This is a genomic window from Hahella sp. CR1 (assembly GCF_029813005.1).
Taxonomy (GTDB): domain Bacteria; phylum Pseudomonadota; class Gammaproteobacteria; order Pseudomonadales; family Oleiphilaceae; genus Hahella.
Genome location: NZ_JAPELK010000003.1, coordinates 386751 through 406374 on the forward strand (window position 1 = coordinate 386751; position 19624 = coordinate 406374).

11 protein-coding genes are annotated in these 19624 nt (G+C 54.1%); 8 read left to right on the top strand and 3 right to left on the bottom strand.

Annotation, left to right across the window (positions count from 1 at the left end):
- Window positions 1-5: 5 nt before the first annotated feature.
- The 4 genes from ONV78_RS09680 (at window position 6) to ONV78_RS09695 (ending at window position 9409) form a co-directional block, all read left to right on the top strand.
- Window positions 6-2045, top strand: coding sequence for a PAS domain S-box protein (locus tag ONV78_RS09680; RefSeq protein WP_279502903.1), 2040 nt, complete (start codon window positions 6-8; stop codon window positions 2043-2045).
- Window positions 2046-2203: 158 nt separating this feature from the next.
- The gene (locus ONV78_RS09685; RefSeq protein ID WP_279502906.1) at window positions 2204-3826 is read left to right on the top strand and encodes a CocE/NonD family hydrolase; all 1623 of its coding nucleotides are present in this window, start codon (window positions 2204-2206) and stop codon (window positions 3824-3826) included.
- Between the two features lie 218 nt (window positions 3827-4044).
- Window positions 4045-6618, top strand: coding sequence for an autotransporter domain-containing protein (locus tag ONV78_RS09690; protein ID WP_279502907.1), 2574 nt, complete (start codon window positions 4045-4047; stop codon window positions 6616-6618).
- Window positions 6619-6784: 166 nt separating this feature from the next.
- The gene (locus tag ONV78_RS09695) at window positions 6785-9409 is read left to right on the top strand and encodes a CHASE domain-containing protein (RefSeq protein WP_279502908.1); all 2625 of its coding nucleotides are present in this window, start codon (window positions 6785-6787) and stop codon (window positions 9407-9409) included.
- 1 nt (window position 9410) lies between these two features.
- Here ONV78_RS09695 and ONV78_RS09700 read toward each other — a convergent pair whose 3' ends face one another.
- The 3 genes from ONV78_RS09700 to ONV78_RS09710 form a co-directional block, all read right to left on the bottom strand.
- On the bottom strand, window positions 9411-10898 hold the full coding sequence (locus tag ONV78_RS09700; protein ID WP_279502910.1) for a serine/threonine-protein kinase: 1488 nt from the start codon (window positions 10896-10898) through the stop codon (window positions 9411-9413).
- Between the two features lie 286 nt (window positions 10899-11184).
- Complete coding sequence (locus tag ONV78_RS09705; protein WP_279502911.1) at window positions 11185-13092, bottom strand: caspase family protein; 1908 nt, start codon at window positions 13090-13092, stop codon at window positions 11185-11187.
- A 210-nt stretch (window positions 13093-13302) separates the two neighbouring features.
- A complete protein-coding gene (locus ONV78_RS09710) occupies window positions 13303-14163 on the bottom strand; it encodes a hypothetical protein (protein ID WP_279502912.1) in 861 nt (286 codons plus the stop codon).
- 440 nt (window positions 14164-14603) lie between these two features.
- On the opposite strand from ONV78_RS09710, the gene tssA reads away from it, so the two are divergent.
- The 4 genes from tssA to tssC (ONV78_RS09730) all read left to right on the top strand — a co-directional run bounded on the left by tssA (window position 14604) and on the right by tssC (ONV78_RS09730) (window position 19616).
- Window positions 14604-15872: a type VI secretion system protein TssA gene (gene tssA / locus ONV78_RS09715; RefSeq protein ID WP_279502914.1), complete on the top strand. Its 1269-nt coding sequence runs from the start codon at window positions 14604-14606 to the stop codon at window positions 15870-15872.
- Between the two features lie 79 nt (window positions 15873-15951).
- The gene (gene tssB / locus ONV78_RS09720; protein ID WP_216739504.1) at window positions 15952-16485 is read left to right on the top strand and encodes a type VI secretion system contractile sheath small subunit; all 534 of its coding nucleotides are present in this window, start codon (window positions 15952-15954) and stop codon (window positions 16483-16485) included.
- Window positions 16485-17978: a type VI secretion system contractile sheath large subunit gene (tssC, locus tag ONV78_RS09725; protein WP_279502918.1), complete on the top strand. Its 1494-nt coding sequence runs from the start codon at window positions 16485-16487 to the stop codon at window positions 17976-17978. The genes tssB and tssC (ONV78_RS09725) overlap by 1 nt, the downstream gene beginning before the upstream one ends.
- A 129-nt stretch (window positions 17979-18107) precedes the next feature.
- The gene (tssC, locus tag ONV78_RS09730; RefSeq protein ID WP_279502920.1) at window positions 18108-19616 is read left to right on the top strand and encodes a type VI secretion system contractile sheath large subunit; all 1509 of its coding nucleotides are present in this window, start codon (window positions 18108-18110) and stop codon (window positions 19614-19616) included.
- The last annotated feature ends 8 nt before the right edge of the window (window positions 19617-19624 follow it).

The following is a 19624-nucleotide window of genomic DNA, read 5'->3' on the forward strand; positions in this document are numbered from 1 at the left end:
CCGCAATGTCAATCATCGACCGGCTTCTCTCCGGCGACTACATGCCTCATGGCCACTGCCTGCTCTGGCAATACGACCTGCTGATCATGCATGTGGGATCGGACCTGATTATCGCCGTCTCCTATTTCAGTATTCCCCTGGCCCTGCTGTTTTTCATTTACCGCAAGCGGCAGTTTGAACTGAATTGGACCCTCGCGCTGTTCGCCTGCTTCATCCTGTTTTGCGGCATGACTCACGTCATGGAAATCGTCAACGTCTGGAATGGGTACTACTACGCGGAAGGCGCCATCAAGGTCGCGACGGCGCTGGTTTCCGCCATCACCGCCATCGTCGTTTGGCCCCTCTTGCCCAAGATCACCCAGCTCCCCTCTTTTAATGAGTGGCGCGAACTCACGGATAGCTTGCAGAACAAGCTGGCGTTGAGCAGTCTGCGCAGTGACGAACTCACCCAGGTGAAAGCCTATCTGGAGGAACAGGTGGCGCAGCGCACGGAGGAGTTACAAAATCTCAACCGCCGCCTGGAGCGCGAGAATATTGAGCGTCGTCTGGCGGAAGAGCGCGCCAACACGATCAGCAACGCCGTCGGTTATGGCCTGGTAGTGGTCAACAGCGATGGCCTGATCCAGTCCTTTAATTCCGTCCTGACAGAAATGTTGGGATATGCCAAAGATGAACTGAAGCAGCAACCGATTGAGCTGTTATTGCCGGAGAGTATCCGCCACCAGCACCAAATCCAACGCAACGCCTACTTGAAACGCCCTGAAACCCGGAAGATGGGCGTGGGCCGGGACTTGTGGGCGCGGCATAAAAATGGCGGTCAGATCCCCGTGGAAGTCGGCCTGACCGCTGTCCACGAGCATGACAGCCATACCATTATCGCCACTGTCATCGACATCACTGAACGCAAGCGCATGCAGGAGCAAATCGAGCAGGCGCACCAGAAATACATCCGTGAAACCAACGAGATCCAAAAAGCGCTGAAAGAAAGCGAAGCGAAATTTCGCACTATCGCAGAAACCCTGCCCGGCGTGGTCTGGATGTCAGCCCCCGGACTCGACCGCATCTACTTCATCAACCGTCGCTACGAGGAAATCTGGGGACGCAGTTGCCAGTCTCTGTATGAAAACCCCAGGGGCTTTATCGATGCGATCGTGCCGGAAGACCGCGATCGTATCCTTAAGGGCCTGGAACGACACAAGCAGGGCGAATGGTCCCATAGCTACCGCATCATCGACGCCTGGGGCTCCCTGCGCTATATCGAAGACAAAGGTCACGGCGTATTGGACGACGATGGAAGGCTCATTTGCCTGATCGGTATGGCTGCGGACGTTACCGAGCAGATCAAGCATAAAGAAGCGCTGCTGCGCTCCAATCAGGAATTGGATGATTTCGCCTATATTGCGTCACATGACCTGAAAGAGCCGCTGCGCGGCATCAGCAACTACGCCTCCTTCCTGATTGAGGATTACCAGGACCGGCTGGATGACAGCGGTCGTCAAATGCTGCAGAGCCTGGTGCGTCTGACCAGTCGCATGGAGCGCCTGATAACCGAGTTACTGCATTACTCCCGTCTGGGCAGAACCGATCTCTCCATAGAGAGCTGCAACCTCAACACCGTGGTCACCGAAGTGATCGAAACGCTGGAGCCGCGCCTGAATGAGCTGGCCGTCAACTGCCGCATCGCCAACAAACTGCCGGAAATAAAATGCGATCGCGTCAGAGTCGCGGAGGTGTTCCGCAATCTCATCACCAACTCCATGAAGTATAACGACAAAGAAGAAAAGTGGATCACGGTGGGCAGCTTTGAGGAAAACGCCCAGCACATCTTTTACGTCAAGGACAACGGCATCGGCATCAGCTCTAATCTGTATGAGAAAATCTTCAAGATCTTCAAACGCCTGCACCCTCAGGACAAATACGGCGGCACCGGCGTCGGCCTGACCATCGTGAAGAAAATCGTAGAGCGGCATGGCGGTCGAATCTGGCTGGATTCCTCCAGCGGCGAAGGCACCACGTTCTACTTCACCCTGGATAGTCAGAGCTAACCTTAACGCAGTTCACAAAAACGCGCGCTCTCACCCGTTCGGGTGAAATGAACGACGTTTATTTATGGAATACTTTGTCAGGTCCTCCCCGTTGAAGGAGTGCGTTAGCGCGGAAGGATCAAACACAAAACAAAAATAACATGACAAGGATACTCCCCATGAACGTCACGTTACGATCCGTTCTGTTATGGACCCTTTTAGCGCTCGGCTGGTCCAGTCTCGCCAGCGCCAATATCTGCGTCAATTTCGACCTCCCTGATCACGCCGATTATCGCTTTAACGACAACATCAAGGTCACCGCCCACGACGGTATTTCTCTCGACGCCAATCTGTTCATCCCCAATACGCCGCCTCCGGCGAGCGGCTACCCTACGGTGATTTTTATCAATAGCTGGGTATTGGACGAGCATGAATACTTTCTGCAAGCGGCCAAATACGCGGAAAGAGGTTATCAGGCTCTGAGCTACAGTTCCCGGGGCTGGGGCTGTTCCGAGGGCATGGTGGATGTAGCCGGCCCCAACGATATGGCGGACCTGTCAGCCATGGTGGATTGGCTGTTGGCCAACACCCAGGCCGATCCCAACGCTATCGGCGTCACCGGCATTTCCTACGGCTCGGGCATCAGTTTGCTGGGGTTGGCTCATGAGCCGCGCATCAAAACCGCCGTCGCCATGAGCACTTGGGGGGATTTGGTGGAGTCGCTGTACGCGCAGCAAACGCCACGTTTGTTCTGGGGCTTTTTCCTAGTGTCCAGCGGCCTGATCACCGCCAATATGGACCCAGCTATCGCGCAGAAATACCGCAATCTGGTGGAGCATAAAAATATCCCGGAAACCATGGCCTGGGGCTACGAACGTTCGCCCTCCCGCGTCGTGGATCAGATCAACGCCCGCCAGGCGCCGGTGTATCTGGCCAACAGCTTTGGCGATAACCTGTTCCAGCCTAACAATCTGCTGCGCTTCTTCGAACAGCTCAGCGGGCCCAAGCGTTTGGACCTGAACCAGGGCACGCACGCGTCTGCGGAAGGACTTGGTTTGCTCGGCATCCCCAACTACACCTGGGACAACGCAAGTGACTGGTTTGACTATTGGTTGAAAGGCGAAGATACCGGCATCATGGCGCGCCCTCCCCTGACCATGCTGACCGACCTCAAACACAAGCGGGAAGAATACGCCGCGTGGCCCATCCCCGGCGCGCAAAAACGCACGCTGTATATGCATCCTAGAGGACTGCTCAGCAACGGGGGCCTATCAAACACTCAATACGATTCCTGGTTGCCCCGCACCAACACGATCTATTCCGGGCTCGATTCCGGCGCCAGCACCGGCATTCCCCTTTTGTCCGCGCTATTGGATGGTCTGGGCCTGCCGGTTTACGCCTCTATGCCGCTGATTAATCGCGTTCACGGCATCGTCTATCAAAGCGGCGCGCTGTCGGAAACGCTGAAAATCCGTGGGATGGCGAAAATACATCTGAATATCGAACCCAGCTACAACAAGGTGCAGTTAAATGCCTATCTGTATGACGTCGATGTGCTGAGCGTTGGCAAACTGATTACCCATGCGCCGGCTACGCTGCACGACGCCGCTCCCTGGCGGGATCAGAGTCTGGACATGGAGTTGACGGCGGCGGCTTATGACGTGCCCGCTGGACATCGCATCGCCATTGCCTTTGATACCTTCGATATTCTTTATGGCCCGCCGACGTTGACGCCTTACGCCGTCAGCTTCCGGCATAGCAGCGCCGCACAGTCCTACCTGGAGTTGCCGGAAGCGCCCTGAGGCCGCTCACGTCTTTCGCGAACGAATCCGGCCCTCATGGGGCCGGATGCGCAAAAACATCCGCAAATTTCCTACACGATTCCATAGGCCTCGCCTACACTTTCCTAATTAAAAATAAAATTGGCCCGCCAGCGGTAGCTGCTGAAGTCTTGGTCACGGCCGCGATCCAATCGCATTGACAGCTGTAACAACCTCAAGAAAAAGGCAAGGTACGCAACATGACGCTCAGACTCCGATCACTCCTCTGCTCCACGCTTTTTTTGCTACTCAATTGCATCGCTTCACACTCCCTCGCCGCCACTGCAGTAAACGATTCCTACATCGTCGACCCAGGGGGCGGGCAGGAAAAGCTGGTCGTCACCTACAACGACACTATCGATATCAGCACTCAGGAGGCGATCAATGCAGCCAAGATTACCAGCGTATCTGCACTGAGCAACAGTTCAGCGGGTAGCGTGGCGATCGATACTGACGATAACCTCTCTGTTAACCTGGTGCCTAATCCTTCATTTTCAGGCACCGTCACGTTCACCTACACGCTGCAGGATATTCGGGGCACAAGCACCGCCACTGTGACGGTCGACCTGACAGTAGAGGCTGGCAGCTTACAAGCGGTGAACGATAAATATCTGGCGGGACGAGAAGCCATCACCATCTTCCCTCTGGAAAACGACGTCAAACCCAGCGGCAATCCATCGGAGTTCACCATTGATACGCCAGAGCAAGGCTCCATCACCCAACTGAGCGGCATCAGCGGACTTTACAAATACACGCCTCCCAGCGACTTAACTGAACCAACCGACGTCGTACTCAACTACACCGTCACCTACGAAGGCGTCGGCAGCAGTACTGCTACCGTGACCATCTCCGTCGATCCCGATTCAGAACCGCTACTGGCGGGCGCCAAAGACGAGGAGCAAGAACAGCTTGCCGGGGTGCTGCAAGCCGCCTGCGACGCCAACTCCGCCGGCATTGTCAGAGAGACGGACGCCACCTTCCAGGCCACCTGTAACGCTCTCGCCGCGTTGAGCGATTCGGAAAGAGCGGACGCGCTGGAACAAATTCTGCTGCGCCAGATTGGCGCTCAGGCTGGCGCCATGAAAGAAGCCGCTGCGTCACAGGTAAAAAGCTTGGGCGACCGTCTCAGCAATCTGCGCAACGGATCTACCGGTTTAAGCCTGGTAGGACTACGCACGGAAGTACAAGGCCAGAATTTCAGCGTCGGCAAGTTATTAGGCGTCACAGGAACCGGCGGCGCCGCTGGGGATGACGAGTCTATGTTCGCCGACAATCGCCTGGGCGTATTCTTAAGCGGCTCTTTGATATTTGGCGACGCTGACGCACACGGCGATCAGCGCGCATACGATTATGACGCGCAACAACTGCTCGCCGGCGTTGACTATCGCTTCACCAATAAACTGATTCTCGGTATTTCCGCCGGGTACACCACGACAGACAGCGAAGAAAACAACTCCGTCACCAAGCTGGAAACCGATACCTGGAACCTTGCCTTCTACGGTAACTATTATCCACGGGACAATTGGTATTTTGACTGGATCGCCGGTTACGGCGGCGTCTCGATCGACTCAACTCGCGCCGTCAACTTTCCTGGCGTCACCTCGACCTCCAAAGGCGATACCGACGGCGACCAATGGAACGCCGCTATGGGGACCGGCATCAATTACCAGGTTCAGCAATGGCAGGTCGACGCCTTCCTTAATATTGAATACCGCACCGTTAATGTGGACGCTTACAGCGAAAGCAATGACGCAGGTTTGGGACTGGACGTAATGGAATACTCTACAGACCTCATGACCGGCACCCTTGGCGCACGGGTCAGTCAGGCGTTGAGCTACAACTTCGGCGTGCTGATTCCACAACTGGAGTTGGCGTTCGTGAACGAGTTGAAAAACGATCCCACCGAAATAGAAGCCCAGTTATCAATCTTCCCTGAAGCAGGTTCGTTCAAGCTGCAAACAGAGGAAGCGGATAAAACTTATATGAACGCCGGTCTATCTCTCACCGGCGTTTTCAAAAGCGGCACATCCGCCTACGTTCGCTATGGAACCGACTTCGCCCGCGACAACCTCTCCACCGACGTCTGGCAGGCAGGCGTGCGTATGGAGCTGGGCGGTCCGCAAGCAGAAAGCGGTGTATTCCATACTCTTGAAGGACAATCCATCGCCCCGGGCATTATGTTAGGCACCCTGGGCGCAGGCATCAGCGTCACTATTCCACTGCATGACCTGAGCTGGAATATGCGTGGCATGGTCAACGGCTTCTCACACTCCGTTGATCGCTCTCTGGACGATGTGGACTACGATATTGATATCGATCTGGAATCATACGGCCTCATCATGGACTGGCATCCCTTCGAAGGCGGCTTCCGCGTCAGCGGCGGTTTGTTCTCCAACCGCAATGAATTCACCGGTACCGCAACGCCAACAGAAAATGTGGAAATCGGTGACTTTACCTTTACCCCCGAACAAGTCGGCACGCTGCACGCCAAGATCGATTATGATCGCGCCATTTCGCCTTATCTGGGCATTGGCTGGGGCAATGCCGTAGCGCCGACCAAAGGATGGGGATTTAACGCAGATCTGGGCATATTGTTCACCGACACCGCCCAGGCGCACCTGTCGGCGGATAGTCCCGCCGCAGACGCCAACCCCGCGCTGAAAGCACAGTTGGAGAGTGAATTGGCGAAAGAAGAGGACAATATCAATAACGATGACCTGGATAACGCCAAATACTGGCCGGTCATCGCCATTGGCGTCTCTTATCAATTCTAGTCTGCGCCCGATCTCTTTCCGGCGGCGCGCCCATCAGCGCGTCGCCGCGTCAATGGACAGGAGGCGGAAGTCTCCTTGACAAGTTCAGCCCCGCCAACTGAACTTTCCATAAGCGCCAATGATCAATCGGCCGTCTCGGCGGCGGCCAGCAACGCATTAAAAAAGGATGGCGAACATCAGACCTCAATCCGGCAACGCATTTTGGGCCTCCGTCGCCCCTCTGTTCAGACGCCGCCTACTTGCCGCCTGGGGAGTGTTGATCGCCAGTCTGGCCATGGTGGTTCTGGCCGCCGGCGTTATTCGCAACCAGGAGCAACTCAGCGCCGAGCGACAGTTCCAACTCTATGTCGATGAGGTCTCCTCTCTCATCACCCAGCGCATGCGCGATCATGAGCAGATCCTGCTCGGCGGCGGAGCCTTGTTCAAAGCCAGCAATGAAGTCAGGCGTGATGAGTGGCGCACTTATATCGAAAGCCTCAATCTGAACAAGAACTATCCAGGCATTCTTGGCGTCGGCTACTCCGTCGTCATCCCCAGGCATCAACTCGCCCAACATATCGCAACCATAAGAGCAGAAGGATTTCCCAACTATGTCGTCAAACCTCAGGGCGATCGGGAAATTTATTCCGCTATTGTTTACCTGGAGCCTTTTCTGGGACGCAACCTGGCCGCATTCGGTTACGACATGATGTCCGAGGAAACCCGCGCCGCCGCTATGCGCCAAGCGGCGTCATCAGCGGAAACCGCCCTGTCCGGCAAGGTCACGCTGGTGCAGGAGACCCATGGAAAAGTGCAGTCCGGATTTCTTATGTACGTGCCTATTTACGCCAAAGGCGTGATCCCTGAAACGGAACAGGCGCGCTGGCGCGCCCTGCAAGGTTTCGTATACAGCCCCTATCGCATTGACGATTTAATGGCCGGCATCCTTGGCCCGCGTCGCTTACAGATTTCATTTCGAATCTACGACAACAACACCATCAGTGACGAAACGCTGATGTTCGAGACAGAAGAAAACGATTTCCACACTGGATTACAGGAGATAGAAGACGCCCCCCCTCCCCGCTATACCGCCTCGCGTACGCTGACTTTCTATCAACATGACTGGACGGTGGTATTTGAGAACACGCCAGCGTTTGAAGCCGACGCTATCACCCACTTGGACAAACTAGTGGTGGGGCTCGGCGGCGTGGTCAGTCTATTGCTGACGCTACTGGTCTGGTTCCTGTCATTTCGACGGGAGCAGGCGTTAGAGCTGGCCAAGCGCATGACGCAAACTATTCGCGACAACGAAACCCGCCTGCGTCAGAGCGAGGAGCGCTACCAGTTGGCGGTGCGCGGCTCCAATGACGGGATCTGGGATTGGAACCTGGAAACCGGCCACATGTATTACGCGCCTCGCTTCCAGGCTTTGCTCGGCTATGAGGAAGGCAGCTTCAGCAACACCTTTACTGAGTTTGAGCAGAAAATTCATCCCCAGGACAAAAACCCGGTTCTGCAGGCCATCAAGGCGCATCTGGAGAGCGAGTCGCCTTATGACATCATGCATCGATTGCTGACCCGCTCCGGTGAATGGCGCTGGTTCCGCTCCCGGGGCGCCGCCATTCGCAACAAAGAGAATGTCGCCATCAGAATGGCCGGCTCGATCTCCGACATCCACCAGCAAAAAATGGCGGAAGCGGAGGCGGAAGAACATGCGCAGCATACCCAGGCGATTCTGAATAATATCAACGACGGCATCATCACCGTGGATGAGATTGGCTTCATCGCTTCCTTCAATCGGGCGGCGGAGCGCATATTCCACTACAACGCGGATTCCGTCATCGGCTACAACCTTAAACGATTATTCGCCAACTATTCCGACGACGACGCCTCGGAAACCATGTCGGACTATCTATCCGCCTCTATACGTAGCGACGCCAGCGGCGAAGAACATGAAATAGAGGGCGTACGCCAGAACGGCGAGCGCTTTCCCGTGGGCATATCCGTGTCGGAAGTACACCGCAGATCGGAACGTTTGTTTATTGTGGTGGTGCGCGACATTACCGAGCGCAAACGCGTCGATCGCATGAAAAATGAGTTTATCTCCACCGTCAGCCATGAACTGCGCACCCCACTGACCTCCATCACCGGGGCGCTCAGCCTCCTGTTGAACGGCGCGGTGGGCCAGCCGACGGAAGAATTCGCCCGTTTTCTGCAAATCGCCTACAAAAACAGTCAGCGACTCGCCCTGTTGATCAATGACTTGTTAGATATGGAGAAAATCACTGCTGGCGGCGTGAAATATAGCTTTTCCGTCGAACCCGTGATGCCGCTGGTGGAGCAGTCCATTGACACCAATCTGGTTTATGGTCAGCAGCATGAGGTGGAGTATCAGATCACCCACCGTGAAGATGGGAGTCTCGTGAACGTTGATCCATTGAGATTTCAGCAAATATTGGCCAACTTTCTCTCCAACGCCGCCAAATTCTCTCCGCAAGGTTCAACCGTGAACATCTCGGTGCAGCGTCGGGAGAACTACGTGCGCATCTCCGTCACAGACCGCGGTCCCGGCATTCCGCCCGAGTTTTATACCCGCATCTTCAAGAAATTTTCCCAGGCTGACTCCTCTGATCGCCGACAAAAAGGCGGCACCGGGCTGGGCTTATTTATCTCCAGAGAATTGGCCAAGGGCATGCATGGACGGATTGATTTCGAATCTGAAGTCGGCAAAGGCGCGACTTTTTATGTGGAGCTGCCCCTGGCGTCCGGCTCGGTCCAGGGCGCTATCGCGCCTGAACCGGAGGAAGCCTGAGCTACTTTTTCAGCTGCGTCGCCAGCTTCGATAATTGCTCGGAGCTGGGAAACAGTTGACTCCCGGTGGTAGCTTCCGCCAGAGCCATCTGCGACTCTCCCTGATCCCGCAACTCATCAATGCGAGTCACCAAATCGTGTTCCAGAGTCTTCAGCCCCTCTTGCGCCACCTGGTTAGTAGGATCAATCTCAAGCACAATTTTATAGGCGTCGTAGGCGCTGGAGCCGGAAGGGGTCACCAATCGTCCCTGCAAGCGATGGACTTTGGCCACCTTGAGCAACCGTTCAATCTTGGCGGAAATTTCCGGATTAAGGCTTTGCACTTCAGTGTTGGCGGGACGTACAGGATTGTCAGTATTTGCAGTTGACGCATTTTGAGGCGTTGAGCCGTTTTGAGCGCTATCAGGGTTACTATTGCCATTGTTATCAGCATGCGCTTGAGCGCCGTTGTCGGATTGCCTGGAAATCGCTTCCGTTCCATTAACACTGCTCGGGACCAATTTGGTCGTCTCAGCGGGAGGCGTTACGCCATTCTGCCCCACCGAAGGCATCAAAACGTAAAGCAACCCTGCCGCCGCCACAGCCAGCAAACCACCGACGCCAGCGAACATAGGGCCCTTGATATTACCGCTTTTTTTACCTTCAGCCGCCTGCATCAATCCCTGAATAAAATCTTCCGCAGACTGGTAACGTTTCTCTGGGCTCTTCTCCAGGGCTTTTACGACAACCGCGTCATAATGCTTGGACAAAGTCGGTATCAACATTGAGGGCAGTTCGGGTTTCGCGTGCAGAATCTTCTGCATGATCGCTGTCGGCGAGTTGGCGTTAAAACAATGCTCATTGGTCAACAGCTGATAAAAAATAATGCCAGCGGCGAACAAATCCGAACGCGCGTCTACCGGCAGGCCCTGACACTGTTCAGGAGACATATACCTGGGGGAACCGATGATGGTGCCCACCCGGGTCAGCTCGGAAGACTCCAGTTTGGCGACGCCAAAGTCGGCGATTTTCGCAACGCCATTCTTGGTAATAAAGATGTTGGCGGGCTTCAGGTCACGGTGAATGATGCCATGTTCATGGATATGACCGAGACCGGAAAGCACGTCCGTCATGATCTTCAGGGTCTTGTCGATGGGGAAGCGCTGCCCGTCGTCGAGCGCGCTTTTCAGCTCATACCCCTCTACATACTCCATGACGAAAAACGGCGCGCCATCCTGATCGCCAGCGTCGAATACATTAATCACATTAGGGTGAGATATCTTGCCCGCCGCCCGCATCTCGTTACGAAAACGTTCGCGGAACTCACCCGTCACGTCTGCGCCCAACAACTCCGGCAGCAATACCTTGACGGCGACGATGCGTTCAAAATCAGGGTCAAAACACTGATACACCACCCCCATGGCGCCGCGCCCCAGTTCGCGCTGCACCTTGTATTTGCCGAAATACTGAGAGTCCATTGAGGCGGGATCGAAAATTTGCGTATCAGACATCGTTCAATTACTGTCCAGCGCTATCAATTAATTCAAAGGGTTAGGTCCGCTTGTCCAAGCACTTCGCCTGCTCGCGCAAACGCTATATGGGAAGCGCTATTAGTATAACTATAGCGTCAAAATCCGAAGTGCCTGGAGTAAGCCGGGAAATCGTCAGTGGAAAAATAATAACGTCTTACTGTCAGTTTCATCCAGCAAATTAATGCTCTACGAAAAAAGCGACGTTTGCGGTGGGAGAATTAAAAAGGGGCGGAAGAAGTCCGCCCCCTGGGGAGAGTATGTCGAATTAGATGGATTTCGCTTTTACGAAGAAGAACTCACCGGCTTCATGGCCCGCGTATTTGATCGCGCCATAATCTGGGATCTGATCAATACCGAATTGCTGTGAGCGCTTACGCACATCGCCGAGCACAGAGATAAACAGACGGTTACCGTCCATCAGACCATTGTTGGTGTTCAACGCTTCGATAAACGCCCGCGCAAACACTGAGTGATCGCCGCCGCCGCTATCTAATACCGGACGCACGCCTCCAGACGTCAGCACAGTGCGAGCTTTGACATCGACCATCAGCTCCAACCACTCTTTCTGTAGTTCGTTTTCCGCCACTGCGCTCTGGCGCGCCACCGAGGCGGTAGACAGAGTGCCTGCGTAACAGGAGTCCGCCACCACCATCACATGCTTGGCTTTAAAGGTGTTCAACTGGTCGGAAATCGATACGTTGGACAACCAGTTCGCCGTGTTGCCCGGCTCCGCGTCCACCGGCAGCCAGTAGCCGCGATCATTCTGCGAATCCAACTCGCCATGACCTGCATAGTAGATCAGCAGGTTGTCATGCTCCGTCAGTTTTTCACGCATTTCGTTTAGCGCGGACAACAGCTCATAGCGCGTCGCGTTAAGCAGCAGTTTGGTGTTGAAGCCGTATTGCTTGCTCAGCATTTCTGCAATGGTGCGAGCATCTTTTTCTGGTGTTTCAAGATCCGTGTAATAGGCGTAATCACGGTTACCAATCACCAGCGCGTAATAGCGACCAAAGCTGACGCCATCGAATTTAGGCGACTGCGAGCTGGCGTCAAACTCGATTTTCTGAGTGCGGGACTGATTCGCCGCCTGGTCAAGGAACATGGAAAAGCCGAAACCGACGCGTTGATCCACTTTATCCGTTGCGTTCATGGCGACGTCTGTTTTACGCCCCTGTACCGGCACCTTGATAAAGAATAAGTTGAATTCATCCACATCAACTCTTTTGCCGTTCACCGTGAACGACTTCAAGCCTGCGGGGGAATCGACTTTACCGATAATCTCTTTCTCGCTCACCGCGTTGCGCAACAGGACCGTGGGGCCACTGCGAGTCAACGAAATAGGAGGATCAAGGATCTGGATGGAAGGTGGCGCCAGAGTGGGGTCTAAGCTTGCTACTTCAAGCGTCGCAGTCTGAGTGGCCTGATTGGCTTTGTCACGCTCCTGCTTAGCCAGCTGTTCCGCCCTCGCCTTTTCGGCCGCGCGACGTTTCTCTTCCTCTGTTTGCGCCTTGTACTGCTCCAGCTTGCTTACTTCGCCTTGCAGATTGGACAGTTCTTTCTGCAGGGCATCATTCGCAATAATGGTGGACGCATATTGCAGATTGTCGCCATCCAGGCCTGAGGCGCGACGATACCAGTTCAACGCCATGATAGGGTCTTTATTAACCCCAAGTCCTTTTTCATAAAGATTGCCCAGGTTAATCTGAGCCCGTGTGAAATTCTGGTCCGCGGCGCGGCGATACCAAACCGCAGCCACTTCATAATCCGGCGCCAGTCCCAAACCTTTTTCATAAATCTCGCCGACGTATGTCTGCGCTTCAGCATCTCCGGATTTGGCCTGCTCCAGCCAGACTTTCAACGCAGTAGAGTAATCGGCTCTATCAAAGGCGGTGAATTCGCCTCCTCGGATAGCGCACTCAGAGGCAGTCGTCTTAATCGGGCGGCGGGCGGTCAAAAATCGGGCGTTGGCCCCTAACTGACGAATCTGCCCTGGCAACAGACAGTCCACCACCATTAATTTGTCCGCTTCCGTTCCCTTATCGCCAGCTTGATCCACCGGCTGACTGCTGCACGCAGCCAAGGCGCCCGCTGCGACCATGACAGGCAGCCCCCATGGGGTACGCTTTTTTAATGACCTGTGCTGTTTACTGCTCATACCTTGTCTGCGTGTCATAATTCATCTCACTTTTATCAACGCTGCTGTACTGCCCTGGCGTCACCGCAAACGATGGCGCCTCCTGCTTATCCGAACAGGCAACAGATAAAGCGACGTTCTCGCCCAAAACCCTGAACGCCGACGGTCCGGCCTCCGCTCGATACAGAGAATAATTTTTTACAAATAAAGTATTGATCGCATCCAACGCCTGTGCAACGCGATTATTGTTTATCTTTGTCGGCTTATAGTTGCTTTTAGCTGCGAAATGGCTTCATTTATCTGCGGCCAATAGAGTCGCCAGTCGCCATGCTTAATGGCGGGGCCTAACTGAAAAATCGCTTGCTGCCGCGCTGCTTCCTTCTCTATCCATTCCAGCTTCACGGTTTCATCTCCGCTGGCGGCCCAATGCCATTGCCTGACATCACGATAAAGAGGCGGCAAAACTGCCGGGTCGAGAGATCCCGTCAACCTGGAGAAATTGTGCCCTGACGTCCATGCCGCCACATCCAAATTTCCAGACAGCGTCATCACCGCTGCAACATTATTCATCCGCACCGCCAGCAGCATCGCCAAGGTCCCGCCGCCACTATGCCCTAGCAATAACAATGGGCGATCGCCAGCTTTCATTCGCAGAGCCTGAGCCATCGCCGTCACAACTTCTTCACTGTAACGACCATGCGTATACCAATAGGCGAAACAAGGCTGCGCTTCCGGCGGTTTTTCCTGATCCCAGGGCGCTGGCGGAACGCGACTGGATCTGGCCCCGAAATAGCAAGGCCTCCCTAGATACAATGCTTCACCCTGCCATTGTTGATACCAGTCAAACATAAGAGGATCTGGAGACGTTGGATCGGAGGAGATGCGCCAAGGGCGACTCCAAGGCAGGCCGTCCCCCTCTATTGCAACAATCAGGGGCGCTTGCAAGCCGGATGCATGAAGCATGCTGCCCGCCCCTATGACGGCTTCATTCTTATACGCCAGCCACATATTAAAGTCGTCAGCATTCACATAGCCCGCCACGCCCTCTTCCACATCCGGCGGAGTAGCGAGTCCTGCGCATCCAGTAACAAAAGAACACAATAAAACCATTAGTAAGACAATGAATTTACCGCGCTTTTTTCCCTTAACAAGGCAATGTGAAGCACCCCACGTCAAACTATACAAACCTGCTTTTTGCAAATTATCCCAACCTTTAATAAGCCCGTTTCCGTTCAGTAATCAGACCTGAAAATTGGGTCCGCCAAATGCACGACACCCAGCTAAACCATTCGCCCTAATCCCAAAAGGAAGCTTTTAAAACAAAGGGCTAGCGCCAAAAAAGTAAGGGGCGAGCTAGCCTGAAAGCGAATACTTTAGTATATTAACCGGCCTTCCCGGAACCCTGGACAAGGGTTGTGAGAAGCCCCCTGCCAGCCGTGAAAAACAAGATTCACGACCGGCCGATGTCTTAAACAACATTGATTTCAGGGAAAAATCGGACATACTCCTCTATTTCCGAGCGCCGAACGATTTTATGGAGTAAATACATTATGGCGTCTGACAATATTATTGAGTTAGAGCCTTTCTTCTCGCCAATCAGTGACGAGAATCCATCCGGAACCGACCTAAGAGATGAAAACGACAGTGACTTCAGCGCCGCCAAGGCCGCGCGTCGCAAAGTCGTATCTCTGGCCAAGGCTGCGCGCTTTGACGCCAACGGCGAACTGGAGCTGGTTGAACAATGGCGGGAGATCCGTCGCCTCGCCCCAACGATTCTTAAACGCAAAAGCAAAGACCTTGAAGTCGCCGCTTGGCTTACCGAAGCGTTGCTTAAACTGGAAGGTTTCACCGGACTTCGCGATGGTCTTCAGATCATTAAAGGCCTGGTCGAAAACTTTTGGGACACGGTCTACCCGCTTCCTGACGAAGATGGCGTGGAAACCCGCATCTACCCGCTGATATCGCTCAACGGCGACGATGGCTCTGGCACTTTGGTCCTGCCTATTAAGAATACGCCACTGACAGATGATACGGAAAATGTGCTGACGCTGACCTCTTACGGTCGCCTTCAGGACGCCCTGGACATCGAAGATCCAGAGGAGCGCATTCGCCGCTTTGAAGAGTTGAGTCTTAGTGAGGATATCGTTAACCAGCAGCTCCTCACTATAAGTCCTGACAAAGCGCAGAATACTTACGAGGATATTCAGCAAGCGCTGGCGTTATGGCAGGAGATTGGCGAGCTGGTCGACGCCAAATGCTCAGAAAGCGGCAGCAAAGCCAGCCTTCCCACCAGTGGCGTCAAGAATGCGCTGCAGGAAGTTGAAGAGCTGTATAAGCGCCTGATGAAAAACAAGCTGCTTTCCGATGATGATGAAGCGCCGATGCAGTCCGATGACGGCCAATCAGGCGGAAACACTGGCGGAGGAGGCGGTCAGCAAATGAGAGGCGGCGTTGCGCACGGCCCCTTCAGAAGTCGCGAAGACGCTATCAACCATCTATTGGTGATCGCCGAATATTTCCGCAAGACAGAGCCTCACTCCCCTCTCTGCGGAGCCATTGAAAGAGCCGCCAGCTGGGGTAGAATGTCTATTCAAGAACTGCTCATGGAGCTGATACCTGACGAAGAAGCGCGGGCGCGCTATGCTTTAATGACGGGTATTCAAATTGGCGAAGACGCAGCTCCTATCGGCCAGTTATCGCAAACCGCGAGAGCGGTCACCATTCCTGAGCCAAAAGCGAAAGCCGAGGATGCTTCCGAGCCCGAGCAAAGCTCGAGTGAAAACTGGGGTAGAGACGGCGGCAGTGGCGAGGGTTGGTGACAAATCAACAGATTAAAGGGTTAAAATTTTTTTTGACGCTTAACCGGATACCTACAGCTAAATCAAAGAGGACTTAATAATGTCAGATAGCCTACAGGATAAATTAAACAGAGTCCGCAAACCGCGAGTGCACATCACTTATGATGTGGAAACTGGTGGTGCGGAAGTCAAAAAAGAGCTGCCATTTGTAGTTGGGGTCATGGGCGATTACTCAGGCGACAATACTGACGCCAAGAAATCCCTGAAAGAGCGCAAGTTCGTCAACATTGACCGTGACAACTTCAATGAAATCATGGAGAAAGTCGCTCCTACTTTGGACCTTAAAGTACAAGACGAAATTTCCGGCGACCCTGACAAGCAAGTAGGCATGAGTCTCGCTTTCAATTCTATTGAAGATTTCGAGCCACAAAATATCGTTAAACAAATCCCAGCGCTGAAAGAGCTGCTGGAAGCGCGCAACCGCCTGCGCGACCTGCTGAGCAAGGCTGACCGCTCTGAGGAGCTGGAGGGCTTGTTGGAACAGGTTCTATCTGACGCAGACAAGATGGCGGTATTGAGCAAAGAAGTGGAAGAGCGTAGCCCGGCCAAAGATGAAGACGGAGGAGATGCCTAATGAGCGACGCAGAATTACAAGGTCAGGAATCCGGAGCAGCGGAAGAATCCAGCTCCAGTCTGTTGGACATGGCGATTACCGCCACCAAGCAAACCGAGCCTGAGCAAGCCCAGGACCTGATCGCAAACCTGGCGAAACAAGCGGGCGCAGGTATGGTCAAATGGGACCGCAACCTCACCGTCACCATAAATAAAGCGATTGACCAGATCGATGCGTTGATGTCCAAGCAATTGGCGGCCATCATGCACGACGATAAATTCCAGAAGCTGGAAGGCTCCTGGCGCGGTCTGCACCACCTGATCATGAATTCCGAGACCAGCTCCTCGCTGAAAATCCGTATGCTGAACATCGGCAAGCGTGAGCTGTATAAAGATTTGGACCGCGCAGTTGAGTTCGACCAAAGCCAGATCTTCAAGAAAATCTACGAGTCAGAATTTGGTACCGCAGGTGGCGAGCCTTACGGCGCGCTGATCGGCGACTTTGAATTCTCCAACCACCCGGAAGACGTAGAGTTGCTGCAAAACATGGCGGGCGTTTCCGCCGCTGGTTTCTGCCCCTTCATTTCCGCTGCTGGCCCACAGATGTTCGGCTTTGATGACTTCACCGAACTCTCCACGCCACGCGATCTGGAGAAAATATTTGAGACTCAGGAATACATCCCCTGGCGCAGCTTCCGGGATTCCGACGACTCCCGTTTCGTCACCCTGGTTATGCCGCGCGTATTGTCTCGCATGCCCTACGGCAGAAACGGCAAGTCCATCGAAGACTTCAACTATGAAGAGCTGCCGATCGACTCCAAAACTGGCAAAGCCGCGAACGTCGAGCACGACAAGTTTGCGTGGATGAACGCCGCCTATGTTATGGGCACCACCCTGACTCAGGCTTTCGCTGAACACGGCTGGTGTGTAGCAATTCGTGGCGCAGAGAATGGCGGTAAAGTAACTGGCCTGCCTTCTCACTTGTTCGTCAGCGATGACGGCGACGTTGACCAGAAGTGTCCGACCGAAGTGGGCATCACTGAACGTCGTGAAGCTGAATTGTCCAAACAAGGCTTCCTGCCGCTGTTGCACTACAAGAATACTGACTATGCCGTATTCTTCGGTTCACAGACCTGCCAGAAGGCCAAGAAGTTCGACAAAGCCGACGCGACCGCAAACGCAGCGATCTCCGCAAGACTGCCTTACATCATGGCAACCTCGCGCGTCGCTCACTACCTGAAGGTTATGGCTCGCGACAAGATTGGCTCCTTCATGGACGCCAAAGGCGCAGAACGTTGGTTGAACAACTGGATCAACACTTACTGCAACAGCAACCCGGACGCATCGCCCGAATCCAAGGCGAAGTATCCATTGGCTGAAGCGCGCGTTGAGGTTAAAGAGAACCCAGAATCTCCTGGTTCTTTCAGCGCCGTTGCTCACTTGCGCCCATGGCTGCAAATGGAAGAGCTCACCACTTCTCTACGTCTGGTTGCGGAAATTCCTAAGTCCGGTTGATAAAACCGCTCAGGAACAGTAAGCGACATGCTTGGGCCGGGCCTGCTCTCTTAGAGTGCAAGCCCGGCTTAAATTTTAGAATTAAACCAATAAATAAACGTTCTCCGGGCAGACTTACGCAAATCCAAGATGCAGAATAAAGTATCTCCAAACGACAACCCCATGCCGTTTACCTACGGAGTTGTGCAGAAGCGCACGCAGGGGCCAAGCTCCGCTGAAGTGATCGCGCTCAAGAAGATACTTCAACTGATCAAACTTCCAGATTGGTGTTACGAGGACAAAGCCGCCGGTAAGCCACTGGACTACGACTACCTGATTCTTTGGCTGCAAAGAGCCGTCGCCCAGATCGACAACAAGATCATCAACCAGGTCAACCATATCCTTCACCACAGCAAGTTTCAGGATTTAGAGCGCGCCTGGCGCAGCCTGTATGACGTGGTAAGTTATTCATATGGCCGCAAGCTGGTGAAGATCCGTTTCCTGGATATCACTTGGTCTGAAATCACCAAGGACGTAAATCGCTCCGTGGAGTTCGACCAGAGTCAGTTATTCCACAAGATATACAGCGAAGAATACGACGTGCCTGGGGGCGAGCCCTACGGCATCATCTTGATGAATTTTGAGGTGGCCCATAAACCCTTTGCGGGACACCGTTTTAACGATATTCCCACTCTGGAGCGTCTGGCGGAAATCGGCGCAGCGTCTTTCTCGCCAATACTGCTTAACGCCGCGCCCCAGTTGTTTGAAATGGCGAGTTTCCCGGAAATCACCAGCCCGATCAGCCTGAAGCAACTTTTCAGCGAGCAGGACTACATTTCCTGGAACAGTTTGCGCGATCACCCTGACACGCGCTTTTTGGGACTGACGATGCCTCGCGTGCTGATCCGCAATCCCTACTCTATTCAGATCGCCCCTCATGGCGGACTGCTTTTCTCAGAAAAGCGCGCCCAGGCCTCCAATGAAAACTACTTGTGGGGATACGCCAACTTTGCGTTGGCCAAGGTATTGATACGCGAATTCACTGAAGTAGGCTGGTTTTCGCATATTCGCGGTTTGCTTCGCGATCACATGGCGGGGGGCGCTGTCGACAATCTGGTCGTGGACGCTTTTGCTACGGACGCCAAGAAAATCGCGCATAAGCCGATTGTTGACGCCGTTTTTTCCGACGAACGCGAACGCGCGCTCAGTGAGCATGGACTCATTGCGCTCTGTCAGTGCTACGACGTTCCCATGGGCGTGTTTTACAGCACTCCCACCCTGCACCGTGCGAAAGTATTTCAGGACCGGATCGCCAGCGCCAACTCCAGGTTGTCCTCACTGCTACAGCATGTTTTGTGCGGCTCTCGCTTCGCCCACTATATCAAAGTGATTACCCGCGATATGATCGGCTCCGTCAGGCGGGCGGAAGACTGCGAGCGCGAGCTGCAGCGTTGGCTGACCCAGTATGTCACCTCGCAGGAAGATGCGGACTGGTTCATGCAGGCGCGCTATCCGTTGCGTGAAGGCTCAGTGCAGGTCAAAGAGATTCCCGAGAAGCCCGGCTCCTTCGCCACCACTATTTACTTGCGCCCACATTATCAGGCCGATCGCCTGGTGTCGGAGCTGCATCTGACGACAGAGGTTAACACCGCTAGTTAAGGGATTCG

What these genes read in the sequence shown, in the direction of transcription:
- ONV78_RS09680 (WP_279502903.1), top strand. Translation starts at nt 6, where the DNA reads ATGTCAATCATCGACCGGCTTCTCTCCGGCGACTACATGCCTCATGGC.
- ONV78_RS09685 (WP_279502906.1), top strand. Translation starts at nt 2,204, where the DNA reads ATGAACGTCACGTTACGATCCGTTCTGTTATGGACCCTTTTAGCGCTC.
- ONV78_RS09690 (WP_279502907.1), top strand. Translation starts at nt 4,045, where the DNA reads ATGACGCTCAGACTCCGATCACTCCTCTGCTCCACGCTTTTTTTGCTA.
- ONV78_RS09695 (WP_279502908.1), top strand. Translation starts at nt 6,785, where the DNA reads ATGGCGAACATCAGACCTCAATCCGGCAACGCATTTTGGGCCTCCGTC.
- ONV78_RS09700 (WP_279502910.1), bottom strand. Translation starts at nt 10,898, where the DNA reads ATGTCTGATACGCAAATTTTCGATCCCGCCTCAATGGACTCTCAGTAT.
- ONV78_RS09705 (WP_279502911.1), bottom strand. Translation starts at nt 13,092, where the DNA reads ATGACACGCAGACAAGGTATGAGCAGTAAACAGCACAGGTCATTAAAA.
- ONV78_RS09710 (WP_279502912.1), bottom strand. Translation starts at nt 14,163, where the DNA reads ATGGTTTTATTGTGTTCTTTTGTTACTGGATGCGCAGGACTCGCTACT.
- tssA (WP_279502914.1), top strand. Translation starts at nt 14,604, where the DNA reads ATGGCGTCTGACAATATTATTGAGTTAGAGCCTTTCTTCTCGCCAATC.
- tssB (WP_216739504.1), top strand. Translation starts at nt 15,952, where the DNA reads ATGTCAGATAGCCTACAGGATAAATTAAACAGAGTCCGCAAACCGCGA.
- tssC (WP_279502918.1), top strand. Translation starts at nt 16,485, where the DNA reads ATGAGCGACGCAGAATTACAAGGTCAGGAATCCGGAGCAGCGGAAGAA.
- tssC (WP_279502920.1), top strand. Translation starts at nt 18,108, where the DNA reads ATGCAGAATAAAGTATCTCCAAACGACAACCCCATGCCGTTTACCTAC.